Annotated in this window: 20 protein-coding genes; 12 read left to right on the forward strand and 8 right to left on the reverse strand. The window is 35.4% G+C overall.

The features are described from left to right. The first annotated feature begins 57 nt into the window (after positions 1 to 57). Genes ACN6MX_RS07270 through ACN6MX_RS07285 form a run of 4 tightly spaced genes read left to right on the forward strand, consistent with a single transcriptional unit; the run spans position 58 to position 6,382 of the window. Positions 58 to 1,779: a putative bifunctional diguanylate cyclase/phosphodiesterase gene (locus ACN6MX_RS07270; RefSeq protein WP_419961960.1), complete on the forward strand. Its 1,722-nt coding sequence runs from the start codon at positions 58 to 60 to the stop codon at positions 1,777 to 1,779. Further along, the gene (locus ACN6MX_RS07275) at positions 1,779 to 2,906 is read left to right on the forward strand and encodes a THUMP domain-containing class I SAM-dependent RNA methyltransferase (RefSeq protein WP_419961961.1); all 1,128 of its coding nucleotides are present in this window, start codon (positions 1,779 to 1,781) and stop codon (positions 2,904 to 2,906) included. Before ACN6MX_RS07270 ends, ACN6MX_RS07275 begins: the two co-directional genes overlap by 1 nt. 57 nt (positions 2,907 to 2,963) lie before the next feature. Continuing rightward, the gene (locus ACN6MX_RS07280) at positions 2,964 to 4,865 is read left to right on the forward strand and encodes an ATP-dependent DNA helicase (protein WP_419961962.1); all 1,902 of its coding nucleotides are present in this window, start codon (positions 2,964 to 2,966) and stop codon (positions 4,863 to 4,865) included. A 17-nt stretch (positions 4,866 to 4,882) separates the two neighbouring features. Then, on the forward strand, positions 4,883 to 6,382 hold the full coding sequence (locus tag ACN6MX_RS07285) for a carboxypeptidase M32 (RefSeq protein WP_419961963.1): 1,500 nt from the start codon (positions 4,883 to 4,885) through the stop codon (positions 6,380 to 6,382). A 418-nt stretch (positions 6,383 to 6,800) separates the two neighbouring features. Here the strand turns inward: ACN6MX_RS07285 and ACN6MX_RS07290 are convergent, their stop codons facing one another. The 4 genes from ACN6MX_RS07290 to ACN6MX_RS07305 form a co-directional block, all read right to left on the reverse strand. After that, positions 6,801 to 8,468: a b(o/a)3-type cytochrome-c oxidase subunit 1 gene (locus tag ACN6MX_RS07290; protein ID WP_419961964.1), complete on the reverse strand. Its 1,668-nt coding sequence runs from the start codon at positions 8,466 to 8,468 to the stop codon at positions 6,801 to 6,803. After that, entirely contained in the window at positions 8,469 to 8,945 is a 477-nt protein-coding gene (locus ACN6MX_RS07295; RefSeq protein ID WP_419961965.1) for a cytochrome B5, read from the reverse strand. It abuts the gene before it with no gap. A gap of 22 nt (positions 8,946 to 8,967) precedes the next feature. Then, positions 8,968 to 9,090: a cytochrome c oxidase subunit 2A gene (locus ACN6MX_RS07300; RefSeq protein ID WP_419961966.1), complete on the reverse strand. Its 123-nt coding sequence runs from the start codon at positions 9,088 to 9,090 to the stop codon at positions 8,968 to 8,970. A gap of 198 nt (positions 9,091 to 9,288) precedes the next feature. Next, positions 9,289 to 9,741, reverse strand: coding sequence for a chemotaxis protein CheX (locus ACN6MX_RS07305; RefSeq protein WP_419961967.1), 453 nt, complete (start codon positions 9,739 to 9,741; stop codon positions 9,289 to 9,291). A gap of 380 nt (positions 9,742 to 10,121) precedes the next feature. Between ACN6MX_RS07305 and ACN6MX_RS07310 the strand changes: the two genes are divergently transcribed. The 3 genes from ACN6MX_RS07310 to rlmN all read left to right on the forward strand — a co-directional run bounded on the left by ACN6MX_RS07310 (position 10,122) and on the right by rlmN (position 15,723). Next, complete coding sequence (locus ACN6MX_RS07310) at positions 10,122 to 13,712, forward strand: dynamin family protein (protein WP_419961968.1); 3,591 nt, start codon at positions 10,122 to 10,124, stop codon at positions 13,710 to 13,712. A gap of 13 nt (positions 13,713 to 13,725) precedes the next feature. Further along, the gene (locus ACN6MX_RS07315; RefSeq protein WP_419961969.1) at positions 13,726 to 14,535 is read left to right on the forward strand and encodes a sulfurtransferase; all 810 of its coding nucleotides are present in this window, start codon (positions 13,726 to 13,728) and stop codon (positions 14,533 to 14,535) included. Positions 14,536 to 14,649: 114 nt separating this feature from the next. Continuing rightward, positions 14,650 to 15,723: a 23S rRNA (adenine(2503)-C(2))-methyltransferase RlmN gene (gene rlmN, locus ACN6MX_RS07320; RefSeq protein ID WP_419961970.1), complete on the forward strand. Its 1,074-nt coding sequence runs from the start codon at positions 14,650 to 14,652 to the stop codon at positions 15,721 to 15,723. Between the two features lie 40 nt (positions 15,724 to 15,763). Here the strand turns inward: rlmN and ytzI are convergent, their stop codons facing one another. Next, positions 15,764 to 15,901, reverse strand: a complete 138-nt coding sequence (ytzI, locus tag ACN6MX_RS07325; protein WP_419961971.1) for a YtzI protein — start codon at positions 15,899 to 15,901, stop codon at positions 15,764 to 15,766. 96 nt (positions 15,902 to 15,997) lie between these two features. Further along, positions 15,998 to 17,746: a GGDEF domain-containing protein gene (locus ACN6MX_RS07330; protein WP_419961972.1), complete on the reverse strand. Its 1,749-nt coding sequence runs from the start codon at positions 17,744 to 17,746 to the stop codon at positions 15,998 to 16,000. A 235-nt stretch (positions 17,747 to 17,981) separates the two neighbouring features. On the opposite strand from ACN6MX_RS07330, the gene ACN6MX_RS07335 reads away from it, so the two are divergent. From ACN6MX_RS07335 to ACN6MX_RS07345, 3 genes are read left to right on the forward strand one after another with little or no spacing between them, the layout of a single operon-like run. Further along, complete coding sequence (locus tag ACN6MX_RS07335) at positions 17,982 to 18,974, forward strand: ABC transporter substrate binding protein (RefSeq protein WP_419961973.1); 993 nt, start codon at positions 17,982 to 17,984, stop codon at positions 18,972 to 18,974. An 18-nt stretch (positions 18,975 to 18,992) separates the two neighbouring features. Further along, positions 18,993 to 20,024 (forward strand): ABC transporter permease, encoded by a 1,032-nt coding sequence (locus ACN6MX_RS07340; protein WP_419961974.1) that lies wholly within the window; start codon positions 18,993 to 18,995, stop codon positions 20,022 to 20,024. Beyond that, entirely contained in the window at positions 20,017 to 20,814 is a 798-nt protein-coding gene (locus ACN6MX_RS07345; RefSeq protein ID WP_419961975.1) for an ABC transporter ATP-binding protein, read from the forward strand. The genes ACN6MX_RS07340 and ACN6MX_RS07345 overlap by 8 nt, the downstream gene beginning before the upstream one ends. Positions 20,815 to 21,115: 301 nt before the next feature. On the opposite strand, the gene ACN6MX_RS07350 is transcribed toward ACN6MX_RS07345, so the two are convergent. Together ACN6MX_RS07350 and ilvA are read right to left on the reverse strand one after the other, a co-directional pair. Beyond that, a complete protein-coding gene (locus ACN6MX_RS07350; protein WP_419961976.1) occupies positions 21,116 to 22,594 on the reverse strand; it encodes a catalase in 1,479 nt (492 codons plus the stop codon). Between the two features lie 163 nt (positions 22,595 to 22,757). Beyond that, positions 22,758 to 24,020 carry a threonine ammonia-lyase IlvA gene (gene ilvA, locus ACN6MX_RS07355; protein WP_419961977.1) on the reverse strand — a complete coding sequence of 421 codons (1,263 nt, stop codon included), beginning with the start codon at positions 24,018 to 24,020 and terminating at the stop codon, positions 22,758 to 22,760. A 480-nt stretch (positions 24,021 to 24,500) separates the two neighbouring features. Here ilvA and ACN6MX_RS07360 point away from each other — a divergent pair, with 480 nt between their 5' ends. Together ACN6MX_RS07360 and ACN6MX_RS07365 are read left to right on the forward strand one after the other, a co-directional pair. Then, a complete protein-coding gene (locus tag ACN6MX_RS07360; protein WP_419961978.1) occupies positions 24,501 to 25,049 on the forward strand; it encodes an NADPH-dependent FMN reductase in 549 nt (182 codons plus the stop codon). Positions 25,050 to 25,271: 222 nt separating this feature from the next. After that, the gene (locus ACN6MX_RS07365; RefSeq protein ID WP_419962574.1) at positions 25,272 to 26,147 is read left to right on the forward strand and encodes a DMT family transporter; all 876 of its coding nucleotides are present in this window, start codon (positions 25,272 to 25,274) and stop codon (positions 26,145 to 26,147) included. Positions 26,148 to 26,164: the final 17 nt, after the last annotated feature.

Consider the following 26,164-nt stretch of genomic DNA (forward strand, 5'->3'; position numbering starts at 1 on the left):
CTTCAACGGGATAAATGATTTTACTTAGTACGTACGCAATAAGGGAGGTAAAAGATTGTGGAAAAACAACAACCACCCGCACGTTTACAGAAATATTCTATAGAAGTAATGGAACAAATCTTTCAATCGACTCTTGAAGGTATTATGATTACTGATGATAAAATGCAAATTACACTAGTTAATAATGCTTTTGAAGCGCTAACTGGTTATAATTCATCCGAGGTACTGGGGAAATCGCCGCGTATTTTGCAATCGGGAAGACAGGATGCAAACTTTTATAAGGATATGTGGTCAGAAATTCATACAAATGCAACTTGGAAAGGCGAGATCTGGAATAGACGTAAAAATGGGGAAATATATCCAGAAATGCTTGCCATCCATAGCGTTTATGATGCTGCAGGTAAGCTGACAAACTATTTTGGAATCTTTTCGGATATCTCATTAGAAAAAGAGACAGAAAAGGAGCTAGAAGAACTAACACTTAACGATTCTTTAACAAACATTCCAAATCGAAATACGTTCAATGAATTGTTATATAACCGAGTAAATAATTCGACAAATCGCCATGCTATTTTATTTATAGATATAGATCGATTTAAGCAGATAAACGATACCTTGGGGAATGAATTAGGTGACCTTATTTTAATAGAGGTAGCAAACCGTATTAACACAATCGTCGGACCAAACGATATTTTTGCACGATATGGAGCAGATGAATTTCTATATTCAAGAGCGGATATTGGATATCAAAAAGAGGCTGTAAATCTTGCTAAGGATATTACTAAGCTGTTCAATAAACCATTCTACGTGGATGAAAGCGAAGTTTATATCACTGCGAGTATAGGAATTAGTATTTTTCCACAAGATGGTAAGCAGATAGAAAAATTAATATACAAAGCTGACAAGGCAGTGTATTTTGCCAAACAAAATGGTAGAAACCAATATGCCTTTTATTTTGATGAATTGAAAAAGGATTCTAAACGATTGATTGTGCTAGAAACCGAGTTAAGAAAGGCAATACAAAACAAGGATTTTTTCATTCATTATCAACCAAAAATAGGGCTAGAGAAACAAGAGATAATTGGTGTTGAAGCTTTAGTAAGATGGAATAATGCAAAGTTAGGATTTGTTTCTCCAGCAGAATTTATACCTCTTGCAGAGGATACAGGTCTTATTATTCCGTTAAGCGAGATTATTTTAGAAAAAGTTTGTATTGATATACTGGACTCAAGATCCCATGGAAATATGCATATATTACCGGTATCCGTTAATATAGCATCTCTACATTTTCAACAGGATGACTTTATAGAACGCATAAATTCAATTATTATGCAGTATAATTGTAGTCCGAATCTGTTGGAGTTAGAGCTAACAGAACGCACAGTTATGAAGGATTCAAACGATATAGTAGGTAAACTGATAAAACTAAAAGGAATGGGATTCAAGATATCGATCGATGATTTTGGAACTGGATACTCTTCCTTAAGTTATTTAAATAGATTTCCACTTAATTATTTGAAAATTGATAGAAGCTTTATTCAACAAATTACTAATCTGCAAGACAAGCAGGCAATAGTAGAAGCGATTATTTTGATGGCTCACCGTTTGCGTATAAAGGTAGTTGCAGAGGGAGTAGAAACGAAAGACCAAGCAAAGCTTTTAAAAGAAATGGGCTGCGATATCATTCAAGGGTATTATTATAGTAAACCACTTGCGGTAAGTGAGCTTTCGGATTTCATCGAGCTATGGGAAATTTATAGACAGGAAAGGAATATATAATGACAACATTTAAATTAGTAGCAACTTCAGCAATGGGACTAGAATCTATCGTTGCAGATGAAGTAAAAGCGTTAGGATATGAAACAACAACGGAAAACGGTAAAATTTATTTTGAGGGGGACGAGCGTGCAATTGCACGAGCTAATATTTGGTTGCGTGTTGCAGACCGAGTGAAGATCGTTGCTGCACAGTTCCCGGTAAAAACGTTTGATGAACTTTTTGAGCGTACGAAAGCAGTACAATGGGAAAAATTCTTGCCAGTAGATGCAGCTTTCCCGGTTCAAGGGAAATCTGTCAAATCAACACTATTTAGTGTTCCAGACTGTCAAGCAATTGTTAAAAAAGCAGTAGTTGAACGCTTAAAATTAGCACATAAAAGAATCGGTTTTTTAGACGAATCTGGGGCAACATTTAAGTTAGAAATAAGTATATTAAAAGATATTGCAACTATTACAATAGATACAAGTGGAGCAGGTCTTCACAAGCGTGGTTACCGTCACGGACAAGGGGAAGCCCCATTAAAGGAAACACTTGCCGCAGCTTTAGTGAAAATTTCTAAATGGAGCCCTAGTCGACCATTTGTTGACCCGTTTTGTGGATCAGGTACTATTCCAATTGAAGCAGCAATGATTGGACAAAATATTGCACCAGGATTTAATCGTGATTTTCATAGTGAAGCTTGGCCATGGATGCCAAAAACTATTTGGGAAGAAGTGCGTAATGAGGCAGAATCATTGGCAAATTATGATCAAGAGCTGCAGATTATTGGATCAGATATTGATCCTAAAATGGTCCAAATTGCTGAGCAAAACGCATTTGAATCTGGATTCGCTGACATAATCACATTCAAGCAAATGCATGCAAAGGATTTTACTACTACTTTAACGGACGGTGTAATGGTTAGTAACCCACCTTACGGAGAACGTATTGGAGAAGTGGAAGTAATTGAGCAGGTAATAAGTGAATTAGGTCATTTGATGGATAAATATCCTTCGTGGTCCGTATATATGCTATCGTCTATGGAAAACTTTGAGAACGTCTACGGCAGAAGAGCTACTAAGAAGCGCAAATTATTTAATGGATTTATTCGAACGGATTACTATCAGTACTGGGGTAAACGTTCATAACAGTAAGGGAGATTAGTTCTCTCTTGCTGTTATATTATTATTTAAGGGAGTTTTTAGATGAAACAAGCTTTACCATTCCAACTTTCAAAAGACCGTTCTTTCTTCGAATCATTAGGAGATTGGATGGGTGATGTGTTATATGATGAATTACCCGAAAAAGGGTTTGAGTGCCGCGACGAACAAATCTTCATGGCCTATCAGATTGAAAAGACGTTAAAAGAAAAAAATGTGCTTTTTGCAGAAGCAGGAGTAGGTACTGGTAAAACTATAGCTTATTTACTTCCTGCTATTTCATATGCTCGTTATACCGGAAAGCCGGCATTGATAGCGTGTGCAGATGAAACACTAATTGAACAGCTAGTAAAAGAAGCCGGAGATATTTTTAAGCTTCAAAACTATTTAGATATTAAAATCGATGTACGATTAGCAAAATCTCGCGATCAATATTTATGTTTAAAGCGTCTGGAAGAAGCACAAAAAGATGATGAAAACGAATACTTTTTAGAAGAAATTGAAGATCAAGTTCCAGATTTTGTTTATGCTCATTCATCTATGCAAAAAATTTATCCATATGGGGAACGCAGTCAATTTGCTGGTGTGAGTGATGAGGATTGGCAAAAAGTGAACTATCATCCAACTCAGCAATGTATGGTATGTGATTTACGAAATCGTTGTGGTCAAACAATTCATCGTCAGCATTATCGCGAGTCCACAGACTTGATCATTTGCTCACATGAATTTTTAATGGAGCATATTTGGACAAAGGAATCACGGGTTCGTGAAGGACAAATGCCTTTATTGCCTGAAGTGTCAATGGCTGTTCTAGATGAAGGACATTTACTTGAATTTGCTGCTCAAAAAGCATTGACCTATGAAATTCAAAGTGAAACGCTAATTCGACTATTAGAAAAAGTTATGGTCGATGGTGTTAGAGAAAAAACATTAAACTTAATGGAAGTACTACAAGAATTACATGATAAAATATTTGGGGTATTACGTATAGGCAGTGATATGGAAGAAACTGACCGGATGAAGGTTGATAAATCTCCGGAGTTAATGCAATTATGTAAACAGGCAATTCGAGTAGCAGACAGCTTGTTAGAGGAGTTTGTATTCGAGTCGGAGTTATATACAATTCCTGAATACGAATTGCGTATGGTAGAAGAATTTTTAGAACAGTATACATTTTCTCTTCGTTTATTTACGGAAAAAGGTGATGGTATTGAATGGCTAGAAATCATTGATGGTTATGAAACATTAATCATTATGCCAAGATTAGTTACAGATATTTTACATGAAAAATTATTTACATCTAAAATTCCGATTGTCTTTTCTTCTGCTACATTATCTATAGAAAAAGACTTTACGTATATTGCGGATTCATTAGGAATTGAAAAATTCCAATCGTTCTCGGTTGCATCACCGTTTGATTATGATGAAGTGATGAAGATATATGCAGAGGAGATGGAACAGCAAGAGAAATCAAGTCATGTAGAAAAGCTGTTAAATAATTCGATGCAAACACTTATTTTGTTTAAATCCAAAGCGGCAATGGCTTCCTTTAGAGCAACTATAGGAGATCGAGCCGATATCGTCTTTGAAGGAGATCGTGAGCTTTCAACTATTGTTAAAGAGTTCCAAAATGGTGAGTACTCGACCTTATGTTCGTATCATCTTTGGGAAGGTTTGGATCTACCACTAGAAGCTTTAACTAGAGTAATTATTTATGATTTACCATTTCCGCCAGTAGATCCACTATTTGATGCAAAACGTTCTTTCTCTCACAATCCATTTGAGGAAGTAGAATTGCCATTTATGCTTTTAAGATTACAGCAGGGTATTGGTCGATTGATCCGCACATCTAGTGATTACGGGGAAATTCATTTATTGTTAAATGAAGAAGAAGCACAGTTAGAGAATAGATTTACAGGGGTATTACCTACAGCTATTTCGAAATGATACAAGGGGGAAATGAAATGTCAGTAGAACAAAGCTTTTTAGATTATGTGAAGAAAATTGGTGCTTATGAAGAGGCTTTAGGGGTGCTTTATTGGGATATGCGTACAGGTGCTCCAAAAAAGGGTATCGATCAGAGATCTGAGGTTGTTGGGGTACTTGCAACGGATGTATTTAATTTATCGACTTCAGACGAATTGAAAGAGTTACTTGACCAGATGGAATTGGAGCTGGATTCGGTAAATGAAGTAAGCAAACGTGTTTTTGAAGAGGTAAAAAAAGAATATAATCTAAGTAAGAAAATTCCTGCAGATGAATATAAGAAATTTGTCGTGCTTCAATCTAAATCAGAATCTGTTTGGGAAGAAGCAAAGAATAAAAATGATTGGAATATGTTCCAACCATATTTAACAGAGATGGTAGCTACTTTAAAGAAATTTGTGGAGTACTGGGGAGTAACGGATAATAATCCTTACAATGTATTGTTAGATCAATATGAACCTGGTATGACAACTGAAATTTTAGATCAAGTATTTAGTGAGTTAAGAGAGAGGATCGTTTCATTATTAAAACGTATTTCAGAATCACCAAATCAGCCGAATACAGATTTCTTGTTCAAATCTTTTGATAAACAGAAACAAGAGTCATTTAGTTTAGATATACTTAAACAGCTTGGATATGATTTTGATGCTGGAAGATTGGATGAAACAGTACATCCATTTGCCACTGGTTTAAATAGAGGTGACGTTCGAATTACGACTAAATATGATGAATTCGATTTTCGTTCTGCCGTATTCGGTACAATTCATGAATGTGGTCATGCAATATACGAGCAAAACGTTGCAGAGGAGTTAACAGGTACTCCTTTAGCGGGTGGAGCTTCCATGGGTATTCATGAATCTCAGTCATTATTTTATGAAAACTTTGTTGGGCGTAATCCAAAGTTCTGGGAGCAAAACTACGATATGCTACAAAGCTATTCTCCAGAACAATTTGGAAATGTTCCGATGGTAGATTTTCTCCGGGCGATCAATGAAGTAAAACCTTCTTTAATCCGTATAGAAGCTGATGAGTTGACGTATGCACTTCACATCATGATTCGTTATGAAATTGAAAAAGGCTTATTTAATGGAGATTTAAAAGTAGAGGACTTACCTGAGATTTGGAATTCTAAGTACGAAGAATATTTGGGTATTACACCATCTACCAATGCTGAAGGTATCCTACAAGATGTCCACTGGGCGGGTGCTAGTTTCGGTTATTTCCCATCCTATGCGCTTGGGTATATTTATGCATCTCAGTTTAAAGCGGCTATGCTAAAAGATATTCCGCAGTTTGATAGTTTGTTGGAGCAAGGCGATTTGGCACCTATCAAGGAATGGCTTACAAAGAATGTACATCGGTACGGAGCTCTAAAAAAGCCATTGGATATTCTAAAAGCAGCGACGGGTGAAGGTCTTAATGGAAAATATTTAGCTGATTACTTAGAAGAAAAGTATACTAGAATTTATAAGCTTTAAATAAAATATGACCCAAGCAACGAATTATGCTTGGGTCTTTTTTTATTAAAATACAAGTTCTGCATACTATAAATCTATTATTCATGGTATTTAAAGAATTAAAGATACTACTGATTTCCGTTTCAGGTGGACGCGTTCCGTGGGGTGAGCGATGAGCTATCACCGTCGTGATCGCAATGCCTTTGTGACCAACATCCTTTTGGCCCGAGGAGATTAGAGCCGTGCCCGCGGAAAGCGTTCGCCTGTTTCCGTATCGCTTCGCTAGTTTCGAAACATGAAAGGGCGTTGGAGCGGAAATCAACTTTACTCGAATTTCATTATTTAATATGCTTTTATGAAATTGATTGGACTATATAAAAATGGTTAGTCTTGACATAAGTCTCGACTAACCATTCTAATCTCTAATATTAATTTCATGTTACCAGAATTTATATCCTTTTGAACCTGGTGGAGCATTTTGAATCATATCTATAACCGGAACGGTATAAGCAAACAAGATTAATGCAATACATATGGTAAGCCAAATTTTCCAGTTTTCCAGCCACATCGGAGTTTTTTCTGCATTCTCGGAAACTTCTCCAACAGGAAACTCTGTTTCACCTTTAGGAGCAAAGAATAACAGATTTACTACAATATAAAGTATTAAAATAATACCAACAAATAGAATTGTTCCACCGACTGCCTGTGCTATTTGATAAGGAATCCAGTCAGTTGCTTGTTCTGCACCACCGTAGGTAGAAAAATCTGAACGGCGAGGTGCGCCCATTAATCCAACAATATGCATAGCACCTGACATGATCGACATACCAACAGTCCAAACTATCGCTTGTATAATAGCTAACTTATTCATTTGTTTTGTCAACACTCTACCAGTTAGGTGAGGTAGCAACCAGTAGGAAGCACCAAAAAATGTGAGAACTACAGTAGTTGCTACTGTTAAATGGAAATGACCAGTTACCCAAATTGTATTATGAATTAACTGATTCATTTGGTGAGATGCGTTAATAATACCGCCAGCACCAGCAGGTATAAATGCGGCCATACCGATAAATGGAACTGTAAATCTTGCATCCTGCCAAGGGAGTTTTTTCACCCATCCAAATAGCCCTTTACCACCAAGCTGTCTACCACGTAATTCAAATGTTGCAAACATAGAAAATGCAGTTAACAAAGAAGGAATAACTACCATCATTGTTAAGATTACTTGTAAGAACTTCCAAAATGATTCAATACCCGGCTCTGTTAACTGGTGATGAAATCCAACTGGAATTGAAAACAGTAAGAATAGCATGAATGAAAGTCTTGCTAAAGCATCAGAGAAAATTTTTCCTCCAATAATTTTAGGGATCACAACATACCAAACCATATACGCAGGTAGCAACCAGAAGTAAACTAACGGATGTCCGAAATACCAGAACAAAGTACGAGAAAGCAAAACATCCACTTTATCAACCCAACCCAATGACCATGGAATTAGCTGGAATACAACTTCCACAGCTACACCTAAAGAACAAATAATCCACATCGCCATATTGACAACTACCATAAAAGATAGAAGGGGGCTAGATTCGCCCGGATGCGCTTTACGCCATTCGTTATACTTCATAATTTGTGCAATTCCAACAATCCATGATCCAACAACGACCAATGCCATCCCTACATAAAAAATCCAATGTGCTTGAAGAGGAGCGTAGAATGTATATAAAACAGAAGCTTCGTTTAGTAATACCATTGTGGCAGCTGCAACCGTACCGGTAGTCATTACCCAGAAACCTATCCAACCGAGTAAACGTTGTTTGTCGGTAAAAGTTCCAGAAGTTCTGCTCATAGCAGCAATTTGAAAACCTAGTATAAAGTAAGTTGTTAAAATAAGACCTAGCAACACACCATGAACAGTTAAAATTTGATAATACCCGATCCCCCAAGGGAGTGTAAATTTACCAGAGCGGACTAAAACTTGTAATAATCCACAAAGACCTCCGATGAATAAAGCGATAAATGCTACATATATATGAGCAAGAGCTAGTTTACCATCACGACGGTCGACTTTTGTGAAATCTTTTGCTTTTTCTTTAATCGTTGTCATTTACTCCACCACCTTTAACATGGACGTCATAGTAGAATGTCCTATGCCGCAATATTCATTACATAAGATTAAAAACTCGCCAGATTTGTCCACTGTTGTTACATATTCCGAAACATATCCCGGTTCTAGTATCATATTAATATTTGTTCCTGCAACCTGAAATCCATGAACAACATCCTTAGTTGTTGATATGAACTTTACGGTGGAACCTAATGGTACCTCAATCTCAGGCGGATTATAATAGAATGCAGATGCAACTAAAACTACTTCATAGTCCCATTCTTTGCCTTCTACTTTATGAACTCCTGGATTATTAAAAGGTGCTATTTCATCAACTCGCTCAGGATCGATGTAAACTTTTCCGGTAGGGGGGTGTGAACCAAAATGAAATGCACTAAAACCAACTATAACTAAAAATAATACCAATGAGCTAATCCCAAAAGTTAGCCACCACTTTTCATACTTATGAATATGCATAAGTCTTTAACCTCCAATTAAATTAAAATCTGTCTATGAATAAGTAAAATGCCATGAACCAAGAAACTAATATAAATAAGCCAACAAAACCAACTGAATAAAGAGTGCCTTTTAAATCTGGATCTTTTTCTTTCTTTTTCGACATTTACTTACACCTCCTCCTATTCAACTTGTATAATTCCATAATAAATATAATGGCTGTTAGATGATGTGATAAAAATCACACTAATGTATGTAAACTGTGAAATATATGTGAAATGTGATAGCTTACAAGGGTAATTCCAAATTAGAATAGTTTTTTACATAAAAAAAGAACCTTCCTTACAAAAGGAGGCTCTCTACTTTATTCATCTATAGTTAAGATAATTGTTATTTCACCAATATTTTCAATGGTTACTGGAAGTTTAAAAGCATGTTGAAATCCATATAATCTAGTCGTGCCAACAATAACAGTAGGTGGAGTAATATCAATTTCAACTCCATTAGCAGCAACGGATGTACATATATTTCCTGCTACCATATTTCCAAGCTCTCCTGTAAATGACTCGAGCATTTCACCCTCTAATGGCATACCGAACATGGTTGCTCCGATAGCAGAAAAGCATTCAGCAGTAGAATCAATAATTATTCGTCCCTTAATATCACCGATAATTCCTATTAGTACACCCATTTCCTTTTGTTCAAATGGCTGAATCATCAAGGAAGGGGATTTTATATCCATTGTAATTGGTATGACTGATTTTAAAGATTGGATCGTTCCATTTAAAATTGTTTGAATATGTTTAGAAGCACTCATTTTTTCCCCTCCATCTAGTATAGATGTATCAATTTTATCATGTAATATAGGAAAAAAGAATAGATATTGTAGAATTTTAAAATATACTATGGTATTATATCAATGAGAATGAATATCAAATTCAGTTGAGAGGACGATGAATATGTTAGCTATTATCATTGGATCATCTATTTTACTTTATAGTGGGGTAATGGCATATATTTTAAAGTCAACAGCGCCTAAGGCCAAAACAATATGAACTATCGAAATGACTTTATTTGTGAAAGCAAATAGAGTCATTTTTTTCTGATTTAAAAGATTCAAAGAATATTGTTACAGGCTTCAAATTTTTGCTATGATAGATGTACATTGTCGAATTATGAAGGAGATAAACTTTTTATATGCAGAACTTAAAGGAATTACAAACCATAAAAGAACAAAACGCATTACTTGCAACTATTTTTAAGGAAAATAATGACGACGAACGCTACCGAAAATCCAAACTGTTTGCTGGGAAATTGGAAAAAGGTACATTTACTATTGCCTTTGCGGGTCACTTTTCCGCGGGGAAATCAAGTATGATTAATGCTTTGGTTGATGAACAATTACTTCCGACTAGTCCCATTCCTACCTCAGCGAATATCGTTACAGTTCAAAATACAGAAGAAAACTATGCTCTAGTTCATTTTGTGGATCAGCCACCAGTTAGATTTTCTGGGGAGTATGATATTCAGTTAGTAAAAAAATATTCAAAAGATGGGAGTAAAGTTTCTCAAATTGAAATAGGACATGCTGGTTCAAGTCTTCCAGAAGGAATTACGATAATGGATACCCCAGGAGTGGACTCGACAGATGATGCACATCGTATTTCCACTGAATCTGCCCTGCATTTGGCTGATATTGTTTTTTACGTCATGGATTACAATCATGTTCAGTCAGAGTTAAACTTTCAATTTACGAAGCAATTACTTCATTATAACGAAAATGTATATTTAATCGTAAACCAAGTGGATAAACATAGAGAAGAAGAATTGCCTTTTGAAGCTTATAAGCAATCGGTTGCAGATGCATTTAAATCTTGGTCTGTTGACCCAAAAGGTATATTTTATACAAGCTTAAAAAGCAAAGATTTCATACATAATGATTTTCCTCAGGTTCAACAAATAGTGACTAGATCTATTGATAACAAAGAGGATTATTATCTAACACTGGCTCAGGCTACATTAGAAAAGTTGAAGCATGAGCATTTACATTTTTTAGAGGATGAAAAAGCGGCATGTTTTGAAACCTTTGAGAGTCAGCTGAGTGAAGAGGATTGGAACAACAAAGAAGATATTAAAGAACAATTGGAACTTGCTCAAACGCAAGTAAAGCTTCAAGATGTTACGCTTTGGAAAATGACCTTCGAAGACCTTCGGAAGAACATACTAGAAAATGCTTCTATTATGACATTTGAAATGCGCGAAGCTTTGAAGTCTTATGCGGAGAGCAAACAATCTACTTTTAAAGTTGGATTTTTAGGGAGTAAAAAGAAAACAGAAGAAGAAAGACAAAGACGACTTAACGAAGTGATTAACTCATTAGAAAAAATTATTGCTACTAATATTACTACTCATATTAAATTATTGATGAAACGTATGTTAAAAGACGTTTCTTTATTAACCGAAGAAAAGATTTATCAAATTGATGAAATCGAATTTAGTATTGCTACTAGCCTAATCGATAATTCTTTACATGAAGGTGCAAGTACAACTGGAAATGCAATCCTGAATTTCGCCAATCGAGTTACAGAGGCTGTCAATCGATATTACATTACACAAACAGATATATGGAAAGAAGAAAATATACATTATATAGAAGAAAGTCCAATAGAAGATGAAGACCAAATAGAATCCAAAACAAAAAATCTTAACGAAAAAAAATTAGCAATACATGCCTTGGAAGAAATAGATGCACGAATTCAGACATTCGAAAAAACAGTCACTACTCCTTCTTTGCCAATAAGGAAGGATCGGGATGCATTATTAAAAAATTGGGAACAAGAACGACTTCAATTTGAAAGCTCTATTACAGATTATGATGAACAAGGGTTTACTGCGGAGCAACCGATTGTAAATATAGAACGAGTAGAAGAAGTAAATGACGAAGAAGTACTTCTTTCCGCAGAGGCTGTAGTAAGTCGTGCTAAAAGAATAGGGGAAGTACTAGCAGAATTACCAGCCTTTGAAGCGGCTGCCGAAACGATTAAAAGAAAAGCTTTACGAGTAGAGAACCAGCAATTTACTATTGCATTGTTTGGTGCATTTAGTGCTGGAAAATCGAGCTTTTCGAATGCTTTAATGGGAGCAAATGTACTTCCAGTTTCACCTAATCCTACAACTGCTGCTATTAATAAGATCCATCCTGTCTCAGAAAACCATCTGCATAATACGGCTGATGTGGTTCTGAAATCAGAGGGGCAAATTTTAGAAGATGTTGCACATGCTTATGACCAGCTTGGAATTACTATCCATACATTAGAAGAAGCATTCGAAAAGGCAAGTTCTGTTATGAAAGAGAAGGTAGTAGAAGAGGTTCACAAATCGTTTGTTACTGCCTTTTATAAGGGGTATCCAACATTTAAAGAACAATTAGGAAATGTTCTACACGTTTCAGGAGATGAATTTGGACAATTTGTTGCAGATGAATCTAAAAGCTGTTTTGTTGATTTCATTGATTTTTATTATGATTGTGAGTTAACGAGACTAGGTGTGACACTGGTAGACACCCCTGGAGCAGATTCGATTAATGCTAGACATACGGGTGTAGCTTTTGACTATATTCGTAATGCCGATGCTGTATTGTTTGTTACATATTTCAATCATGCATTTTCTAAGGCAGACCGTGAGTTCCTTATACAGTTAGGGCGAGTTAAAGATGCCTTTGAGTTAGATAAAATGTTCTTCGTGGTAAATGCAATCGATTTGGCAGACTCAGCAGAGGAAGCCGATTTAGTAAAGCAATATGTTCAAGATGAACTTCAACGATTTGGTATCCGTTTCCCAAGAGTGTATGGAGTATCTAGCTTACAAGGATTAAAAGAAAAACTTGCTGGAATATCCCTGCATGTGGGTATGCAACAATTTGAAGAATCATTTCATCATTTTCTAGAGAAAGATTTAAAGCAAATATCTATTTCTGCTCTAGAAGAGGAAGCGACTCGCCAACAATCGAAATTGCTTAGCTTAATAGAACAAACAGAGGCAAATCTTACACGAAAAGACCAACGATTAATCGAGCTTCGAAATCAAGAAAAAAATATTCGTAAACGTTACACAAATTCAAAGTCTACACAAATTGCAAAAGATACAAAACAAGAGCTAGATACACTGCTCTATTATGTATTACAACGTGTATATTATCGTTTTAATGAGTTTTTTAAAGAGGCATATAATCCATCATTATTTGCAAATAACTCCGCTACAGTTGCATTGGATTTTGCATTAAAGGATATTCTCAAGATGATTCGTTTTGATATAGAACAAGAAATGCGTGTCTCAAATTTCCGAGTTCTACAGTATATTCAACAGCAAATTCTTCAATTAGAAAAAGAGGAAATACGCGTTCTTAAAGATTGGAATTCAAGCTTCACCTATAGTCCACATGAAGGTATGGAAAGAGAACTACTGGATTTTGTAGGACCTTTTGAAAGTATTGCTAAATATGAGCATGTTAAATCGTACTTTAAAAATTCTAAAAGCTTTTTTGAAAACAATGAAAAAGAAAAATTACGTGATGCGTTATCCGATGAAACTAAAGTTGAGGCCGATGAATATCTAACAAAAGAAAAAGAACGTTTAGGTAATTGGATTGAGCAATACTCGGATATTGAATCAGAGGCTTTACGTATGAAGCTGCTACAAGAATCGATAACTCAAATTGATGCAGAACGAAAATTATTAGAGCAGGAAGAAACACTTCATACGTGGAAATCAGTTTACGCTCGACTATAAAAGGAGTGGTAATATGGCTAAAGTTTTTATTGAATTACTAGAGATTTTAGAGGGAAAACCCCGTTTTATTGATACTCGCTTTGATTTAAGTGATAACAATGCTGGACGTAATATGTTTAATCTGGAACATGTAGAAGGTGCGATTTATTGGGATTTAGAGGATGATTTATCTGATATGTTCAGTAATAATGGACGCCACCCGATGATTTCGAAGGAAAAAATGACAAATCTTGTTCAGCATGCAGGGTTAAATTTAGATGACTTAATCGTAATTTACGATCAGGGAGCTGCTCCTTTTGCATTACGGGCATATTTTTTATTGGAATGGGCAGGTTTCACAAATGTATATGTATCTCGATCTGGATTTGAAGAGTTGAAAAGTAAGTTGCCAGTTTCTAAAATCAAGCCAGTCTTTACACGCACAACAACTATACCCCAATGGAACAGCAGTAAATTACTAACTATGGATGAAGTAAGACAAGTTGTTGCTGAAGTAACAGAGGGGCAATTAATAGATGCAAGATCTAATGTCCGTTTTAAAGGCGAAAGTGAACCAATCGATCCGATTGCTGGTCATATTCCAACTGCCATAAACTTTGACTGGGAGCAACTTAAAAGAGATGGGAAATTTCTAGAGCAGAAAGAGTTGAAGGGAAAATTGACTAACTTGGCTCCAATTGACAAACCAGTAATTGCTTATTGCGGCAGCGGTGTAACAGCGGCGCCATTGTATGGATGTTTAAAAGAGGCTGGATATGAAAATGTTCAACTATATGTAGGCAGCTATAGTGATTGGATTAGAGAAAATGACGTTGAAAAATAATAAAAAACAGGCATAATCATTTCTTTTTAACCTTACTTCCAGTATAATTAGTTGTCTTGGGTGAATAACTATAGTATAATAGGCAAATTGTATACGCTGAAATGAGGGCTAATAATGAAAAAATCTATATATGGTCTTACTAGAGATCAATTAATCGAATGGCTGATGGGACAAGGCCAAAAAAAATTCCGTGCTGAACAGGTTTGGGACTGGTTGTACATTAAACGTGTACGAAGCTTTGCGGAAATGACTAATGTAAACAAAGATTGTCTGCAAATTTTAGAAGAAAACTTTGTTATACAGACATTAAAGGAAAGTGTTAAGCAAGAATCCGCCGATGGAACAATTAAATTCCTTTTTGAAATGCAAGATGGAAATTTAATCGAGACAGTACTAATGCGCTTCAAGTATGGTCTTTCTGTATGTGTTACGACGCAGGTAGGGTGTAATATCGGATGTAGCTTCTGTGCAAGTGGATTACTTAAAAAGAGCCGTGACCTTGACGCTGGAGAAATAGTAGAACAAATCATGCAGGTTCAATTCCATTTAGACGCAATTCAAAAAGAAGAACGTGTAAGCCATATTGTTGTTATGGGTATTGGAGAGCCGTTCGATAACTATAAAAATTTGATGAGTTTCTTACGTACTGTAAACGATCAAAAAGGACTTGCTATTGGTGCGCGCCATATTACAGTATCAACAAGTGGTCTTGCAAAAAAAATCATGGATTTTGCAGAAGAGGATATCCAAGTAAATCTTGCTGTTTCCTTACATGCGCCAAATGATGAACTCCGTTCGAAAATCATGGTTATCAATAAGGCATTCCCTATTGAAAAAGTCATGGCGGCAGTAGATTATTATTTAGAGAAGAAAAATCGTCGTATTACTTTCGAATATATTCTTCTCAAAGATGTAAATGATCATGTAGAAGAAGCGCTACAATTAGCTAAACTTCTAGAAAACAAACGTCATCTTTCGTATGTGAACTTAATCCCATACAATCCAGTAGATGAGCATGGTCAATATCAACGAAGCGATGAAAAATCTATTAGTGCTTTCTTCCAAACATTAAAAAACAAAGGAATCAATTGTGGTGTTCGGATGGAGCAGGGTACTGATATTGATGCTGCATGTGGACAATTGAGAAGTAAACAAATTAAAAAAGATAAAGTAAAAGTAACCAATTAAGAATTGTGAATGAACGAAAAAAACGCATTAGCCCTTGTGGCTATGCGTTTTTTTTATCTTCTTGTACAGGTATTTCGTCAATTGTGTGCTTGAATGCGTATCCTTTATTGATAGTGAAAATAGTGAGACCTAAAATAATTAGAAATATAAACAATCCAATGATAATTACGGGAATCATGAAAATCCCTCCTAATAATAATTCATTAGGTCTATCATAACATAACAAAGGTTCCATTAGGTATAAGGATCGATATCTGTTTGATTTGATAAGTACCTAATACTGTATTAAATAATTGCTTCCCAACAGCTGTTTACATTGTTTTTTTACTTTTGTTGCATTTTCAGATAGTTCATAAATAGTTTGACAGTCTCGATTTGTTAATCCTGCTATTGAAATTGATAAGAGAGGAAATTGTTCTTCAATTCCGTGCCTATTTTTTGAGACAATGTATCGTTTTATATAATGGTATGCATAGTAATAATGTTCAATAGCTTGGTTGAACTGTTCAATAATCTTTTCGCAAATGTCCTTACTTCTAGCTGAATCTGTAATTAATAAGAAATCATCTCCGCCAATATGACCGATGAATCCTTCCGATGGGCATACTTCCTCTAATATTTTTGCAAGGTCCATTATTACCTTATCTCCCTTTTCAAATCCATATACATCATTGTATGGTTTAAAATTATCAATATCTAAATAAAGAACAATAAGCTCTTTTGTCGATTCAATACAATTTTGTAGCTGTTGTTCAATTATAATATTCCCGGGTAATTCTGAAAGTGGATTTAAATGCTTTGCATAGTCAATTTCAAGCTGCATACTTTTCTCCAATAAATCCTTTACTGTAACAATGCCGAAATAATGCTCTTCTTTAGTGATAGTGATGAAATCATATAAGTGTAATGGATCCCGTTTCATAGCAATTTTAGCAACGACATCAATCGGGGTTCCAGCATCGACTTTCATAAATTGTCTGCTCATAATTGCCGAAATTGGTTTTTTATTATATAAACTGTAGCCATAGGGTCCACTGAACTTCAAATGCAGCTTATTCCTTGTAATTACTCCAATTAGTTTATTGTTTTCTTTAATACTAAAGCCAGGGAGGGAATCATTCGATTCCATTAATTTACTAACTTTGGAAATCGGCATATCACTGGAAATCATATGAAGGGGAGTAGCAATATGTTCAATAGAAGTGTCAGTTAAACGGTTAGAAAAAATACTATTTTTTCGATTGTTTTCTTTTTTTATAATACTTATCAACTCACTGCGGACTGGAAATAACTTAGCATTCGGTTTTTGAATATAATATCCTTGTCCAAAATGCACTCCTATATCAATCAGTGTATGTAATTCCTCCATTGTTTCTATGCCTTCTGCAATAATATGTATTTGTGAATAGTTGGCGAATTCGCATAAACTTCTTACAAGTAATTGTTTGGTTCTATCTTTGTTGATGTTACGGGTAAGTTTCATGTCTAATTTTATAAAATGTGGACGTACATCTGTAATAATATTTAGTCCAGAATATCCAGATCCTACATCATCAATAGCTATTTGATAATATTGTCTTTTATAATGATCAATCGTATTTATAAAATCTTTTAAGTTATTAATAGCCTCCCGTTCCGTGATTTCAAATACTATTGAATCGGAGTCCATCTGAAAAAGCGACAAAAATTCTTTCGTAAATCCTTGTTTAAACTTAGGGTCATTCATAATATTGGGATTTACGTTTAAGAAAAGTTTGCCTTCAGCTTTTAATTCATATGCACATTTCAATGCATTTGCTCTACAAACATTTTCAAGCTCCCAAAGTTTCCCTGTTTTCAATGCATAATCAAATAAATTCTCTGGATTATGTAACACCGTGTTAATAGGTCCTCTAGTTAAAGCTTCATAACCGTATATTTGCCCAGTTTGTAAAGAAATAATCGGTTGAAATACTGTTTCTATTGCCTTGTCTTCTAAAATATAGCTAAAAAGATCATGATAATCATTTTCTAAAATTGCCATCTTATATTCCCCCTAAAATAAAGCAAAATATCCTAACTTATAGTTTAAAGAAGAATTATCTCCTACATATGATTTCTATGTAAAGAAATTGTAATGGTCTTATAATACTGCAAAATTATTGAATAATTCATAATGTTATTGACTATTATGCATATTCAGTGTAACATTGCTTTAACTTAATACTTTAGCGAGTTGAATCGCTGATGTGTGAAATGTAAAATGGGGGTTATAAAAGATGAAAAGCACTAAGAAAAAATTTGGTATGGTTTTATCAGCTGCTATTTTAATATTAGCTGCATGTGGGGGAGATGAGTCTGCCTCAACAAATACTAAAGGGGCAGAGGATACGAAAACATTTAAGATAGGTGTAACGCAAATTGTAGAGCATCCATCATTGAATGCTGCTTTTGACGGTTTCCAAAAAGCGATTGAGGATGCTGGACTTGAGGTCGAATATGAAGTTAAGAATGCTCAAAATGATAATAGTCAAAATACTACCATCGCTAATGATCTAGTAAGCTCAGGGGTAGATTTAATATTTGCCAATTCGACTCCTAGTGCTCAGGCAGTAGCAGCTCTAACGGAAGATATTCCTATTGTTTTTACTTCTGTAACAAATGCTGTTGATGCTGAAATTGTAGATTCTATGGAAAGCCCAGGTGGAAATGTAACTGGGACAGTTGACACACATCCTGATGCTATTCCGAGTACCCTTGCATTTTTGAAAAATGAGTTAGATGCAAAAAACGTTGGCATTGTATTTAATGCAGGGGAGCAAAACTCACGTTCACAAGTAGACGCCGTGAAAGAACAAATGGCTGAAGTTGGACTAAATGTTGTAGAAGCTTCTGTCTCTACATCTGCTGAAGTTAAGCAAGCAACTGAATCTTTAATAGGAAAAGTAGATTCGTTGTATATTATAACCGATAACACGGTCGTTTCAGCACTAGAATCTGTGGTAGATGTTGCGAACGAAATTAAGCTTCCAATGATGGTAGCAGAGTTTGATTCAGTAAAACGTGGTGGCTTAGGTGCTTATGGCTTTGAATTTTATGATATCGGCTATGAAGCAGGTGAAATGGCAGTTAAAATCTTAAAAGGTGAAAGCACACCTGCAGAATTACCAGTTCAATATCCACAAAACTTAAAATTTGTTTTGAACAAAAATACTGTTGATGCCCTAGGAATTGAAGTAAAAGATGAATGGGAATCGGAATTTGTGGAATAGATAGGAGTTTGATGTTTTATGTTTACAGCGATTTTTGGCTCAGTTGAACAAGGATTTATATATGCAATTATGGCACTTGGCGTGTATTTAACATTCCGAGTGTTAGATTTTCCAGATTTAACGGTAGATGGAAGCTTTGTGACTGGAGCTGGTACTGCAGCTATGATGATTGTGTTGGGCTATCACCCTGCTATTGCGACTGTCGTTGCTATACTGGCAGGATTTCTTGCAGGTTGTATGACGGGTCTGTTACACACAAAAGGAAAGATTAATCCGTTACTTTCTGGAATATTAATGATGATCGCTTTGTATTCGATTAATCTACGGATAATGGGCTTTACCGTTGAGAACTCGGTAGGAAGACCCAATATTCCTTTGATGAATGAAGACACCTTATTTAGCCAATTCTTCGGCTGGTGGGGAGGTCTAGGTATAGATGAAACGATAAATGGGTTATTAACTTCCATGGGAATTCAACATCTTCCGAAGACTTGGGGAACAGTAGTAATTGTTGCTATTTTAATCGTTATTATTAAATTTATTTTTGATTGGTTTTTAAAAACGGAAGTAGGTTTAGCAATTCGTGCTACTGGCGATAACAAAAAAATGATTCGAAGTTTTTCTGTAAATACAGATACACTTATCATATTAGGGCTTGGTCTTTCTAATGCTTTAGTAGCTTTTTCAGGTGCATTGATAGCCCAATACGCTAAGTTTTCCGATATTGGAATGGGTATAGGAATGATTGTAATCGGACTTGCATCTGTTATTATTGGAGAAGCGATTTTCGGCACGAAAACAATTGTTAGAACGACACTTGCTGTAATTATAGGTGCTATTATTTATCGTATTGTTCTAGCGTTAGCACTTCGCGTGGAGTTTTTGGATCCAGGAGATATGAAGCTAATTACTGCAATCATTGTAATTGTAGCGTTAGTTTTACCTCAATATTTTGAAAAACGTCGTGAAAAAAGTAGAAAAACTAAACGACATGAGCTGCGTGAGTCTCAAACTATGCTAAAAAGTAAGGAGAGTGAAAACCTTGCTTAAGTTAAATAATATCAACAAGATTTTCAATGAAAGTACTGCAGATGAGAAAATTGCATTAGATCGTATTAATTTAAATTTAAAAATCGGAGACTTTGTTACGGTTATCGGTAGTAATGGTGCTGGTAAATCTACTATGTTAAATATGGTATCCGGAGCATTATCACCGGATTTTGGTCAAATTATAATTGATGGTAATGATGTAACAAAACTTCCTGAATTTAAACGTTCGCAATTTATCGGTAGAGTGTTTCAAGATCCAATGTCAGGCACTGCGCCTACGATGACAATCGAAGAAAACTTGGCAATTGCTTATTCTAGAAATAAAAAAAGAAGCCTAAAAATTGGTGTAGATAAACAAAGAAAAGAATTTTTCCTTCATTCTTTAGAAAGACTGCATCTTAATTTGGAAAATCGCTTAAACGCTAAAGTCGGTTTACTTTCTGGTGGAGAGAGACAGGCATTATCCTTGCTAATGGCTACTTTCACACAGCCTTCCATTTTATTACTAGATGAGCATACTGCTGCACTCGATCCGTCCCGGGCCGAATTAATAACAAATTTGACTGATCAGCTTGTTAAAAAAGATAATCTTACCACTCTAATGGTAACTCATAATATGCAGCAAGCATTAGATCTAGGTAATCGTTTGATCATGATGGATAAAGGTCAAATAATTTTGGAAGTTGGGGAAGAGGAGAAGCAGTCCCTAACAATTGAAAAGCTAATGGAAGAATTCCAACGAATAAGAGGCGAAAAGTTTACTAGTGATCGAACACTATTATCGTCATAAACTAGCAAAAAGAAAAGAGTATTGAAACTGCTGCTCTTTTCTTTTTTGCTAGTTTGTTTATGTTGGAAAAAATGGATAAATTTTCTGTTTCACAAGTACATCTCCATGTAGCTTAAGTAAAAGGGGAGGGAGAGCAAGTTACATATTTGTAGGGCAAGTAAAATCATTATGTGCGCGAGTAATTGACAAGTGAGAGCAAGTAAACGATTTATAGATTTTGATTAGTAATCCTTATCAGTTATAGTAAGCAAAAAAGTGGCTAGTCGTAACATAGTTACGACCGCCACTCTAAGTTTATTTATTAAGCCATTGCTGCTTCGATATTGCCCCATGGAATTTCCATTGCTTCCGCAAGACCTTGTCCGTATGCAGGGTCAGCTTTGTAGCAGTGAATGATGTGACGAATTTTAATAAATTCTTCCACGCCATACATGTTACGTGCTGTGTTATCAATAAGAACCTCTTGTTGTTCTGAGCTCATCAATCTGAATAGTTTACCAGGTTGCTCATAATAGTTATCATCATCTTCGCGGAAATCCCAAATTCCAGCATCTCCATGAAGTGCTAAGTGAGGCTCTTTGTATTCAGGTTGTGTTTTCCATTTACCATAACTATTTGGCTCATAAGGTAATGATCCTCCTAAGTTACCGTCAACACGCATAGCTCCGTCTCTATGGAAAGAGCGTACAGGGCATTTTGGTGTGTTGACAGGAATTTGGTGATGGTTGACACCTAAACGGTAACGTTGCGCATCTCCATAAGAGAACAAACGTCCTTGTAACATTCTGTCTGGAGAGAAGCTTATACCAGGTACAACGTTAGCTGGTGTGAAAGCTGCTTGCTCTACTTCTGCAAAATAGTTTTCAGGGTTACGGTTTAGTTCCCATTCTCCAACTTCAATTAGAGGGAAGTCTTTTTTATACCAAACTTTTGTTAAATCAAATGGATTATAAGGCATATTGTTAGCTTGCTCTTCTGTCATTACTTGGATATACATTTTCCATTTAGGGAAGTTACCTTCTTCGATATTATCGTAAAGGTCACGTTGTGAACTTTCACGGTCCACACCAACTACTTCAACTGCTTCTTGATCAGTTAAGTTTTCAATCCCTTGTTGTGAGCGCATATGGAATTTTACCCACACACGTTCGTTATTTGCATTGATCATACTGAATGTATGACTACCGAAACCGTGCATTTTACGATATGAGCTTGGTAAACCGCGATCACTCATTACGATTGTCACTTGGTGAAGTGCTTCCGGTAATGATGTCCAGAAATCCCAGTTGCTGTTAGCGCTACGCATACCAGTACGTGGATCACGTTTAATAGCATGGTTTAAATCTGGGAAGTTAAGTGGATCACGGAAGAAGAATACTGGAGTGTTGTTACCAACTAAATCCCAGTTACCTTGCTCTGTGTAGAAACGCATTGAGAAACCACGGATATCACGTTCTGCATCTGCTGCTCCACGTTCCCCAGCTACTGTTGAGAAACGAACGAACATTTCTGTTTCTTTACCAATTTCAGAGAAAAGAGCTGCTGAAGTATATTGTGTAATATCATGAGTTACAGTAAATTTACCATAAGCACCTGATCCTTTTGCATGCATACGACGCTCAGGAATAACTTCTCTATCAAAATGTGCTAGTTTTTCTAATAACCATACATCTTGTAATAATAGTGGTCCTCGTGGTCCTGCTGATTGCGAGTTTTGATTATCTACTACTGGCGCGCCCGCTGCAGTTGTCAATTTGTTGTTGTTTTGATTTTCTGACATTCAATTTCCCCCTAGATTAGAATATTTATAATACAAGAATCATTATATCAAACGGATTAATATATTGCTAGAATTGAGGTGTGAAGATTTAACAAACTTTAGATTAATACAATAAAAAATGTAACATCAATCAATATAAACGTTGATGTTACAAAGGTTTTCGCTAAATTAGTAATTCGAATAATGTACTATCTTTATTTACTTCTTTAAAGGAAAACCCATTCTCATTCATACGAGAAAGTATGCCGGAATAGTCATTTCTGTTTTTCAATTCAATGCCCACAAGCGCCGGACCACTTTCTTTATTGTTTTTCTTTGTATATTCAAAAGTGGTAATATCATCATCTGGTCCAAGAACTTTATCAAGAAATTGTCGTAATGCGCCTGCTCTTTGAGGAAATTTTACGATGAAATAATATAGTAATCCTTCATAGATTAAAGACTTTTCTTTGATCTCTTGCATACGACCAATATCATTATTCCCTCCGCTAATAACGCAAACAACAGATTTTCCCTTGATCTCTTCGCTGTAAAAGTCCAATGCCGCAACAGATAGGGCTCCAGCCGGTTCTGCAATAATCGCATGCTTGTTGTATAAATCTAAAATCGTCGTGCAAACTTTTCCTTCAGGTACAAGGACAATATCATCCACGTATCTTTTACTTAGCTCATAGGATAGATTACCAACACATTTTACTGCTGCACCATCTACAAATTTATCGATCGAATCTAGCATAACTGGCCCATCGTTTTTGAAAGCAGCTTTCATACTAGCTGCTCCAGCAGGTTCCACACCAACCACTTTGGTAAAAGGGGAGACATTCTTTACATAAGTAGAAAGTCCAGATATTAACCCGCCACCCCCAATGCTACCGAACAAATAGTCTATAGGCACTTCGATGTCATTCATAATTTCCACCGCAACGGTAGCTTGACCCGCAATAATTTCTGGATCATCAAATGGATGAATGAAAATTCTGTCCTCCGCCTCTGCAAAAGCTGTCGCACTTTCCGCTGAATCATCAAAAGTATCCCCAGCTAGAATGATTTCAACAAACTCACGTCCAAACATTCTCACTTGATCAATTTTTTGAGAGGGAGTCGTTAATGGCATAAAAATTTTCGCTATGATTCCTAGTTGTGCACATGCGTATGCCACTCCTTGTGCGTGGTTACCTGCGCTAGCACAGACAACCCCTTTTTCCTTTGCCACTTCCTCAATTGTTTTAATCTTATAATATGCACCGCGTAATTTAAACGAGCGGACATGTTGTAAATCCTCTCGTTTGAAATAAATAGCTGCGCCATATTTTTCAGACAAATATTCATTTTTTTGTAAGGGAGTATGGGTCACGACATCTTTTAAAAACTGATGTGCAATAAGGACATTTTCAACTTGAATAGATTTCGTATCTGTTAATTGCATAATAGGGACGGTACCTCCATTTTTCTATTTAAAAAGATTACTATAGTTTAACACACTACATCGTTAAAACGCTAGGTTTTATATAGATAATTCCAAATTTTTTAATAACTTGATTACAATAAATTTTAACAATAAAATAGTAAAATTAAACAATAATTACTGCAGCAATTATTGTTTGGGTTGTTAAACCATCGAGTGGTATAACTAATACAAAAGAACAAATTATGGGGTGGCCTGTTCAACTACTTTAGCTTGGGTGCTTCTCTAATAGCTATACTAATTATCGATATTTTTGTTTAAGCATTCCTTTGAGGACGTTTATTGAGAGCGTCTTTTTATTAGTTTTATTTTACGATCTATAATTAGTGTGATCATAAGAATTATCAAACTCGCAGCATATTTTTGAACTATGGTGACATACTAACTATCGTGAGTAAACGTATCGATTCATTAAACGATAATGAAAGAGGAGATTTAAATATGGCTATTAAAGTAGCAGCAATTATAGGAAGTAATAGAAAAGAATCATACAACTTAAAACTAGTAGAATATATGAAAAAACGCTATTCGGAGCAACTAGATATACAAATCGTATCCATTAACGATGTAGAAATGTTCAGTGCAGATATAGAAGAGAATCCTCCTAAAGGAGCAATGGATTTTAAAATCAAAGTGCGAAATGCAGAAGCAGTTCTTTTTGCAGTTCCAGAATATAACTTCTCTATTTCAGGTGCATTAAAAAATGCAATTGACTGGATGTCACGCAGTGGACATGACCTAAAAGACAAACCAACATTTATCGTAGGATCTTCAATGGGTGTTCTAGGTAGTGTTCGTGCACAATTGCATTTAAGAGAAATTATCTCCAACCCTACTCTTCAAACAAAACTACTTCCAGGCAATGAAGTCTATATCGGAGCCATTCATACAAAAATAAATGAACAAAATGAAATCACAGACCAAGCTACAAGTGATTTCTTAGATCAGGTCGTTAATAACTTTGTGGAATTCTACAACAAAATTAAATAAAGTCTTCAAGTATTTGGGTATTAAAAAAAACATGAAAATCAATGAAAAGATTTTCGTGTTTTTTATTTTGAGAAATTATCACTTAATAATAATTTAATAAAGCAGAATATTTTAATAGATGGTTTACTTGAAAAGGAGTATAGTGATTAGAGTGATTTATAGACTTGAAGTGTTTTCTGAAAGGAAGTAATAGGTTTGAATAACGTTATTAAAAAGTCAACAATGCTTCTCTTGTTTTTAATTTTTGTTTGGGGAGCAAGTTGGCCAATTTATAAACTGGCATTACCATTTACACCACCTATATTATTTGCTGGAATGAGAGCAACAATTGGTGGGCTTTTGTTAGCAATTATTTTATATAATAAGAGAGATAAAATAAAATGGCGTGAAAATTGGCGATTTTATTGTATTTCCGCCTTATTAAATACAACTTTATTTTTTGGAGTTCAAACAGTTGGATTAAATTATTTACCTGGCGGATTATTTTCCATCCTTGTTTACTTTCAACCAGTGTTGCTAGGCCTCTTTGCCTGGATATGGTTAGGTGAATTTATGACTCCTGCTAAGATTATTGGATTGTTAATTGGGTTTATCGGAATTGTCATTGTAAGCATAGATGGGTTGACTTTTCATGTCTCAGTTATTGGTGTAATTCTAGGATTACTGACTGCATTTTTCTGGGCTTTAGGCGTTATATACGTCAAGAAAGTGAGCCATATGGTTAATGCATTCTGGATGGTTTCCATGCAATGTATTATAGGTGGCTTCGTTTTAATAGTATTTGGTGGTTTTTTCGAAGACTTTTCCGATATTGTTTGGAACAGTAAATATATTGGTGCATTAATTTATGGTTCAATTTTAGGGATTCCTCTAGCACAAATAGTTTATTACAAACTTATTAAGGAAGGGGAAGCAAGTAAGGTGGGATCTTCCACTTTTATGGTGCCAATTACTGCTGTCATTTTAGGAGCAGTATTCCTAGATGAACCAATTACTTATTTGCTCATAATCGGCTTAGTTATGGTAGGACTTAGCATATTTATTGTAAATTATGAAAGTAAGAAGAAACTTATAGATTATAGTAATATTAGCAAATAATTTAAACTGAAGGTGAG

Source organism: Psychrobacillus sp. BM2 (assembly GCF_048572895.1).
GTDB lineage: Bacteria > Bacillota > Bacilli > Bacillales_A > Planococcaceae > Psychrobacillus.

Bases quoted from the DNA above. Each gene is read 5' to 3' on its own strand.
- rlmN (WP_419961970.1), top strand. From the start codon at position 14,650: ATGAAAAAATCTATATATGGTCTTACTAGAGATCAATTAATCGAATGG.
- ACN6MX_RS07330 (WP_419961972.1), bottom strand. From the start codon at position 17,746: ATGGCAATTTTAGAAAATGATTATCATGATCTTTTTAGCTATATTTTA.
- ACN6MX_RS07360 (WP_419961978.1), top strand. From the start codon at position 24,501: ATGGCTATTAAAGTAGCAGCAATTATAGGAAGTAATAGAAAAGAATCA.
- ACN6MX_RS07305 (WP_419961967.1), bottom strand. From the start codon at position 9,741: ATGAGTGCTTCTAAACATATTCAAACAATTTTAAATGGAACGATCCAA.
- ACN6MX_RS07300 (WP_419961966.1), bottom strand. From the start codon at position 9,090: ATGTCGAAAAAGAAAGAAAAAGATCCAGATTTAAAAGGCACTCTTTAT.
- ACN6MX_RS07365 (WP_419962574.1), top strand. From the start codon at position 25,272: ATGCTTCTCTTGTTTTTAATTTTTGTTTGGGGAGCAAGTTGGCCAATT.
- ACN6MX_RS07290 (WP_419961964.1), bottom strand. From the start codon at position 8,468: ATGACAACGATTAAAGAAAAAGCAAAAGATTTCACAAAAGTCGACCGT.
- ACN6MX_RS07340 (WP_419961974.1), top strand. From the start codon at position 18,993: ATGTTTACAGCGATTTTTGGCTCAGTTGAACAAGGATTTATATATGCA.
- ACN6MX_RS07295 (WP_419961965.1), bottom strand. From the start codon at position 8,945: ATGCATATTCATAAGTATGAAAAGTGGTGGCTAACTTTTGGGATTAGC.
- ACN6MX_RS07315 (WP_419961969.1), top strand. From the start codon at position 13,726: ATGGCTAAAGTTTTTATTGAATTACTAGAGATTTTAGAGGGAAAACCC.
- ilvA (WP_419961977.1), bottom strand. From the start codon at position 24,020: ATGCAATTAACAGATACGAAATCTATTCAAGTTGAAAATGTCCTTATT.
- ACN6MX_RS07310 (WP_419961968.1), top strand. From the start codon at position 10,122: ATGCAGAACTTAAAGGAATTACAAACCATAAAAGAACAAAACGCATTA.
- ACN6MX_RS07280 (WP_419961962.1), top strand. From the start codon at position 2,964: ATGAAACAAGCTTTACCATTCCAACTTTCAAAAGACCGTTCTTTCTTC.
- ytzI (WP_419961971.1), bottom strand. From the start codon at position 15,901: ATGATTCCCGTAATTATCATTGGATTGTTTATATTTCTAATTATTTTA.
- ACN6MX_RS07275 (WP_419961961.1), top strand. From the start codon at position 1,779: ATGACAACATTTAAATTAGTAGCAACTTCAGCAATGGGACTAGAATCT.
- ACN6MX_RS07285 (WP_419961963.1), top strand. From the start codon at position 4,883: ATGTCAGTAGAACAAAGCTTTTTAGATTATGTGAAGAAAATTGGTGCT.
- ACN6MX_RS07350 (WP_419961976.1), bottom strand. From the start codon at position 22,594: ATGTCAGAAAATCAAAACAACAACAAATTGACAACTGCAGCGGGCGCG.
- ACN6MX_RS07335 (WP_419961973.1), top strand. From the start codon at position 17,982: ATGAAAAGCACTAAGAAAAAATTTGGTATGGTTTTATCAGCTGCTATT.